The 6,284-nt window shown below is 72.3% G+C and carries 6 protein-coding genes; 3 read left to right on the top strand and 3 right to left on the bottom strand.

Translation table 11 applies throughout. The annotated features are described in order from the left end of the window. Positions 1-74: 74 nt before the first annotated feature. Complete coding sequence (locus GTW40_RS10440; RefSeq protein WP_161179889.1) at positions 75-872, bottom strand: hypothetical protein; 798 nt, start codon at positions 870-872, stop codon at positions 75-77. Positions 873-1,415: 543 nt separating this feature from the next. On the opposite strand from GTW40_RS10440, the gene GTW40_RS10435 reads away from it, so the two are divergent. Both GTW40_RS10435 and GTW40_RS10430 read left to right on the top strand, forming a co-directional pair. After that, positions 1,416-2,102 carry a transglycosylase family protein gene (locus GTW40_RS10435; protein ID WP_161179888.1) on the top strand — a complete coding sequence of 229 codons (687 nt, stop codon included), beginning with the start codon at positions 1,416-1,418 and terminating at the stop codon, positions 2,100-2,102. A 442-nt stretch (positions 2,103-2,544) separates the two neighbouring features. Continuing rightward, complete coding sequence (locus GTW40_RS10430; RefSeq protein WP_161179887.1) at positions 2,545-2,760, top strand: I78 family peptidase inhibitor; 216 nt, start codon at positions 2,545-2,547, stop codon at positions 2,758-2,760. Positions 2,761-2,831: 71 nt separating this feature from the next. Here GTW40_RS10430 and GTW40_RS10425 read toward each other — a convergent pair whose 3' ends face one another. Further along, the gene (locus tag GTW40_RS10425) at positions 2,832-3,854 is read right to left on the bottom strand and encodes a phosphatase PAP2 family protein (protein ID WP_161179886.1); all 1,023 of its coding nucleotides are present in this window, start codon (positions 3,852-3,854) and stop codon (positions 2,832-2,834) included. Between the two features lie 289 nt (positions 3,855-4,143). Beyond that, complete coding sequence (locus tag GTW40_RS10420; RefSeq protein ID WP_161179885.1) at positions 4,144-5,409, bottom strand: mannosyltransferase family protein; 1,266 nt, start codon at positions 5,407-5,409, stop codon at positions 4,144-4,146. 320 nt (positions 5,410-5,729) lie between these two features. Here GTW40_RS10420 and GTW40_RS10415 point away from each other — a divergent pair. Beyond that, on the top strand, positions 5,730-6,284 hold a 555-nt coding region (locus GTW40_RS10415), incomplete at its 3' end, for an MFS transporter (RefSeq protein ID WP_161179884.1).

Below are 6,284 nucleotides of genomic sequence, written 5' to 3'. Positions count from 1 at the left end.
GTTCGGGCGCGGGGGCGTACGGGCTCGGGTGGGTCCGTACTGCCCCGCCCGGTGTGCCCGTCCACCCCCGCCCGTCAGGTGCCCGCGAGGGGCAGCGCGGCGGCGACCAGCTTGCCCGTGGCCGCCGACCGGTCCAGGGCGTCGCGCAACAGGTCCTCGCGGGGCTGGCGGCCGATGGAGCCGACCGGGGCCGCGAACATCAGTACCTGCTGGTGCTTGTTGGCGGCCGCGCGCCAGCTGTCGGTGACCTGGAGCGGCTGGTGCGCCTGCCACCAGGCCACCTGCTGGCCGCCGTTGGGGCCCGGCTGGAGCACCGCGTGCAGCTGGCCCACGGCGAGCAGCACCGACCAGCCATGCAGCACCTGCGGCACGGACGCCAGTTCGGTCACCGGCATGAAGCCCTGCTCGATGAGCAGCGGCAGGAAGTCGTCGCCGGGGCCGATGCTGCCCGGGCGCACGATCGGCGCGGTCGGCTCGACGACGAGCGCCGGGTGCAACTCGCCCTCGATCAGGACGAGTCCGCTGGTCACACCGAGTACGGCGGGCTCCGGCGCGGCCGGGGCGGCGCTCTGGGGCGCCTCGGCGCCGGGCGTGAGGCCGTCGCCGATGGAGCGGACGGCGCCCTGCAGCTGCTCCTCGGTGACCTGCACGACCTGCGAGGGCAGACAGCCCGCGTGCGCGAAGGCCAGGACGGCGGTCTCCTCCCCGACGAAGAGCACGGTGCTGGTGCGCTCCAGCTCGGAGTTGCCGGGTGTGCGGCAGGAGGTGCAGTCGTAACTGCCCGGGGCGTTCTCTCCGGCGAGCAGCCGGTCGGCTTCTTCGTCGCCGATCTCGGCACGTACGGCGTCACTGACGTCGAGCATGGGCGGCACGGTGACTCCCTCGGGGTGCGGTGCTGGGGCCGGCCGGGTGGCTCCCGGTCGCTGAGCCCCGGCGTCGCGGGCTCATGAAGAAGACAACGGACGTCCTGTGGTGGGAGTCACGCCTTCAGGCGAACGGAATCGAACCATCCCGGCAAGGTCGTCACGTTTGGTGCGGAATCGGCCACTCAGCGTCAATTTCGCGCACAGTCAAGGGACTTGAAGGAGTGAACTGGGTCACACCACCCAAAGGCAACCATCCGTTATGTCGGCACATAGCCGCATGTAGTGGGTGGCCGGAAATCGCCGATACTCGCGGTAACGCCCAACTGGCCTGGAAAGAAGGGGTGTTGGTTGAAATTCGGGAGCTGTCCTCCCTAGATTCCTCCGCCGTGTGCAACGAGCACCGCTCGGGCAAGTCCGCCGGCCGTCCGTGATCGGATCACGATCACCGCATCGGCCGCGGCGGACGGGGTCGGGCGCGAGGAACCGCGGTCCTGTGCGGTGAGGCGCGCCCCGCCCTGGGGGAGCCCGGGTACGTGGAGAGGGAAATGCATGACCGAGTGTGCCGATACCAACCGTCCCGCCGCCCGTCGTGAGGGTGCCCGCAAGGGCCGTACGACGGCCGTCCTCGCCGGAGCGGCGCTGCTGGCCCCGCTGGGCCTGCTGGCCGCCACCACGAGCGCGGAAGCCGCGGACAACGGGGTGTGGGACCGCATCGCCCAGTGCGAGAGCGGCGGCAACTGGCACATCAACACCGGCAACGGCTACTACGGCGGACTCCAGTTCTCGGCGGGCACCTGGCGGGCCTACGGCGGCGCCGCCTACGCGCCGACGGCCGACCAGGCCTCCAGGAGCGCCCAGATCGCCGTCGCCACCAAGGTGCAGAGCGCCCAGGGCTGGGGAGCCTGGCCCGTCTGTTCGGCCCGCGCCGGGGCTTCCGGGGCGGCACCGGCCGCCGCGTCCCGGGGCGCCACCACGAAGAGCGGCGCCACGAGGAGCGGCGCGACGGTGAAGCGGACCCCCGCCCAGCCGCGGAAGTCCGTGAAGGCGCCCGAGCGCCCGGTGGAGCACACCGGCCGCAGCGCCACCCGCGGTGCCTACACCGTCCGTGCGGGCGACACGCTGAGCACCATCGCCGCCCGGCACGGCACCACCTGGCAGCGGGTCTTCGCCGCCAACGAGAAGGTCATCGGCTCCGACCCGGACCTGATCGTGCCGGGCCAGCGTCTGGCGCTCTGAGCGCGGACGGGCGCAGGCCGCCCGGCAGTGACAGCCGTCGTCCCCATGAGGGGCGGCGGCTGTCCGCGTGTGCGGGCCGGGGCGTACGCGCCCCGGCCGCGCGCCCCTTCCGAAGCGCGGTGACGATGTGGTGAATCCGTGAATTTCCTATGAGCCGTCAGGTCCCCGGTGGGCTCGCCGGATTCCCCGTCAAAACAACTTCCGAACCTGTGCGGAGGAATCCGGCCGGAAACGTTCGCCGGGCGAAATTGGGCGCCACGATCCCGACATCAGGAAATTCTGTTCGATTGCCCCGAGGAGGTGAACGGTAACCCCCATACGTGTGACGGAGTTCGGCGGTAACGGGTGCCGGGAAGCTGTGACAGAAGTGTGACCGTGCGCAGCGCATGACCTTCGCCGGGCCGGGGTTCCGTCACTGCCCGGAGCGGCCTAGCGTGGCCGCATGGCACAGATTCCCACTCCGCCGCCGGAGCCGAACGACAGTCCGGACACCTATGTCGGCCTCGACGCCGACAGCGCCGAGCGCCTGGCCCGGGACCGGGGCTGGAGCACCGTACGGGCCCTGCCGCCGGGCACGGTCGTCACCATGGAATACCGCGTGGGCAGGATCAACTTCGAGGTGGACGACGGCCGGGTCCGGCGGGCCTGGAAGGGCTGACCGGACCCGGGTCGGGCGGCTCGGTGGGGCGGGTGGGTGCGTACCTGGCCCGCCGCCGGGCCGCCCGGCCGTCAGGGGCGGGCCGGCTGGGAGGCGCCGCGCGGCAGCCGGTCGGCGTGCGCCGGGCGGCGGCTGCCGACCGGGGTGACCGGGGTGCGCTCCGAGCGGGCCGTGTGCGGACCGGGCGTCAGATGGATCGGGGCACGTCCACCGCGCACGGAGGCCACCGGCTCGAAGCCGGCCGGGTGCGCCTCGGACTGAGCGGTCTGCGGCCGCAGCGGCACCGGGGCGACCGGGGCGGGCGGAGCCGACGGAACCGCCGTCGTACGGCCGCGCCGGTCCCGCAGACGGTCCCGCAGGGCGAACACGGCGGACTCGGTCCGGGAGATCAGCGGCTCGAACCAGGGCAGCGCGAGCAGGATCAGCAGACCGGCGGCCCAGCCGAGAAGCACGTCGCTCAGCCAGTGCGTACCGAGGTAGACGGTGGTGAGGCCGACGCCGAGCGAGGTGACGGCCGAGAGCGCGGACAGCCAGCGGCGTGCCCGCGGCGTGGACGCCAGATAGGCCAGGATGCCCCAGGTCACGACCGCGTTGGCGGTGTGACCCGAGGGAAATATGTCTCCGCCCAGACCCATCTCGTTCGAGCCGATCACGGTGGCGTAGTGCGGGCCGAGGCGCCCCATGCCGAGCTTGGCGGCGCCGACCGTGATGTTCAGCAGCAGCAGTGAGGCCGCCAGCGTCAGCAGCGGCCGCAGCGTGTGCTGCCGCCAGGAGCGCCAGCCGAGCCACGCCGTGACCATGACGGCGGTCGGGCCGCGCTGGCCCAGGACCACGTAGTAGTCGAGGAACGCGTGGATCTCCGGCCATTGCTGGTACGGGCGGAAGAACATGACCTGCCAGTCCAGCCGCACCAGCCAGGAGGTGGTGATCACGGCCCACACGATCGCCAGGTAGAAGGCCAGGGTCGCGGAGAACAGTACGACCCGGTGCCGGCTCATCCTGGGCATGTCGATGTGGGCCGGCCGTTCCGGCTCACGGTCCAGCCTGGCGAACACCCGGTCCAGACGCCGGGTGAGGTTTCGTTCGGTACGCACCCAATCGACATTACAGCGAGTGAGCGGTGTTCCCGGTCGGTACAGAGGCTTTGTGATGACGATGTGATGTGGGAAACCTCTCAGGAGAGATCCCCAATTCCCGGGATTCGGCAATGGCGCCCGGGAGGTTCCCGGAATTGTTTTGGGCATGCCGAAGGGGACGGTTTTTGGTCGCTTATGAATTCGTTAACCCGGGCATTGCGGCGAATTCAGCGGTCGCGCACCGCGCCCCCAGGAGTCGATCATGGTCGTCCGGCGGGGGCGGTCAGGGGCGGTCCGGCGGGGGTCGTCACGGCGGTCCGGAGCCGTTCAGCCAGAAGGCCCCGTAGGCCGCGGCTGCCGTCGCGGCCACCGCCACGACCGCCGCCGCACGGCCCGGACGGGCCGCCGCCAGGGCCCGGGCCAGCGGGAAGAGCACCGGGAAGGCGGGCATCAGCAGCCGGGGCTTGGAGCCGAAGTAACTCGACGCGCACAGGGCCAGCGCCAGGACCACACCCGTGTAGACCAGCACGGACAGGGGCTGCCGCTGGCGCACCCCGGCCAGGTACAGCCGGATCAGCAGGACGACCCCGACGACCAGGGCCGCGCCCGCGAGGGCCGACGGGAACGACGTGAACATGCCCGCCACGAAGCGGGCGAAGGCATAGCCGCCGTCGAAGCCGTTGCGCCAGCCCGCCTGGACGCGGAGATAGCCGAGCGGCCCGTACCCGGTGCGCAGACCGACCCAGAGGACGTACCCGGCGGCGCCGAGCGGGGCGAGGGTCATGCCGAGGAGGCGGCGGCGCGCGGAGGTGTCCGCGCCGGGCGCGGGGGAGAGGGAGGGGGCGCGTGCGTCCTCACGAGCGCCCCGCACGCTCTCCGCGCTCCGGTTTCCCCCGAACGAGGTCACTCGTGAGGTGACGGACGCACGCACTCGCGCGGTCATACAAGGAGCCAGCCCCGCCACCCACACCGCCGCGACCACCGCCATCCCCACCGGCCGGGTCAGCCCCGCCAGCGCCGCGAACAGCCCCGCCGTCACCCAGCGCCCGGTCAGCACCGCGTAGAGCGACCACGCGGCCAGCGCCGTGAACAGCGACTCGCTGTACGCCATCGACTGCACGATTCCCACCGGCAGCACCGCCCACAGCAGCACCGCGCAGACCCCGGCCCGCGCGCCGTACAGCCACTCGGCCACCGCGAAGATCCCGCCCGCCGCCGCGAGCGAGGCGAGCAGCGCGACCGCGAAACCGGCGTCCGCGTACGACAGCGGGGCCACCGCGTGCCCCAGCCGCTCCAGCCAGGGCAGCAGCGGGAAGAACGCCAGGTCGGAGTGGACGTCGCCGTTCGGCAGCCGCACCTCGTAGCCGTAGCCCGAGGCGGCCACCCGGGCGTACCAGAGGGAGTCCCAGCGCGCGGTCAACAGCGTGTACGCGCTCTTGCCGCGCGCCGCGCTCCAGCCGGCCAGCACGGCCAGGCCCAGCACGCGGACCGCCGCGTAGCCGAGCAGGGCCGGGGCGGCCCGGCGCAGGAGAGGGGCGCGCGGCGGGGCCGGGCGCGTCACGAGTTCGGTCACGGGCTCGATTATCGACGGGCCCGCGTACCGCCCCCGGCCACCGGACCGCCGCCCGACCCGAGCCGTCCCTTCGTACGCACACGCGCCGTCCCCTCCTACGCACACGCGCGCGCGAAAAGGCAAGTGGCGTACGCCACATGGGTTCGACCGAGCAGGTGAGAGGTCCACCACGTGCCCCCGGGCCGAACTCGCGTACGCTGACGAGCCACCCGCGTGGGAAAGGCGCGGGCCGGAGCGAACCGCTCTTCTCCGGCCGTACGACGGGGAATCCCCGACCCTGTCGGTCCGCCGCGCACGAGGGATCATCTGGGAGGTAGTACATGTCCGGGACGACCACGGCCGAAATCGGGCCGTGCCGTCGGGCGACCGGGACCGGTGCCAACCGCTGGGTCGTTCTCGTCGTCCTCTGTGTCAGCCTGCTGCTCGTCGCTCTCGACGCCACCGTGCTGCACGTGGCGGTACCCGCCGTCACCGAGGACCTTCGGCCCGGTGCCGAACAACTGCTCTGGATCGTCGACGTCTATCCGCTGGTCTGCGCGTCACTGCTGATCCTCTTCGGCACGCTGGGCGACCGCGTCGGACGCAGACGCGTCCTGCTGCTCGGCTACGCCCTCTTCGGCGTCGCCTCGGCCGTCGCCGCGCTGTCCCACAGCGCCGACACCCTGATCTTCGCCCGCGCGCTGCTCGGCGTCGGCGGTGCCATGATCATGCCCGCCACGCTCTCGATCCTGCGCCAGGTCTTCCCCGACCGGCGCGAACGCGCGCTCGCCATCGGCATCTGGAGCGCGGTCGCCGCCGTAGGCGCGGCTGTCGGACCGCTGCTCGGCGGGTTCCTGCTCGAACACTTCTGGTGGGGCTCGGTCTTCCTGGTCAAC

Origin of the sequence: Streptomyces sp. SID4985, assembly GCF_009863025.1 — a bacterium.
Lineage (GTDB): Bacteria > Actinomycetota > Actinomycetes > Streptomycetales > Streptomycetaceae > Streptomyces.
The sequence above is the reverse complement of the archived record's forward strand: the minus strand, read 5'-3'. Positions and strand labels throughout refer to the sequence as shown.